At 70.2% G+C, this 473-nt stretch carries 1 protein-coding gene; it reads right to left on the reverse strand.

The genetic code is table 11. The features are described from left to right. The coding region (locus P5F91_RS29080) for a hypothetical protein (protein ID WP_422394507.1) at positions 1 to 473 on the reverse strand (473 nt) is incomplete at both ends.

Raw genomic sequence — 473 nt, forward strand, 5'->3', positions numbered from 1 at the left:
TGCCCGCGATGACCAGGTCACCGGTCGACAGGTTGACGATGTTGCCGCTGATCGTGCCGGCGTTGAGGATGGTGCCCAGCGTAGCGCCGGCGCCGTTGTACAGGGCCGTGGGCCCCGACAGCAAGCCGGAGTTGGCCAGCAGAGCGATGGTGCCCGTGTTGCGGACGCCGATGGTGCCGCCGGCGATGGTACCGGCCTGGGCGAACACAGTGCCCAGGACGCCGCTGTTGTCGATGCCGATGCCGCCGCCGGAGACCTCCCCGATGTTGACGAACAGGGCAACCGTCCCGCTGTTGTGCAGGCCACTGGTGGCGCCCGTCATGGTGCCGGCGTTGCCCAGCGCCACGAGAGTGCCCTGGTTGTCGATGGCGGCACCGCTGGTGCCGGTGATGGCGCCGTAGCTGACCAGCGTGCCGATGCCGCCCGCGTTGGCCACGCCCACGCCGCCCGTCATGACCCCCAGGGTGCCCAAG

This window comes from Nitrospirillum amazonense, assembly GCF_029594735.1.
Lineage (GTDB): Bacteria > Pseudomonadota > Alphaproteobacteria > Azospirillales > Azospirillaceae > Nitrospirillum > Nitrospirillum amazonense.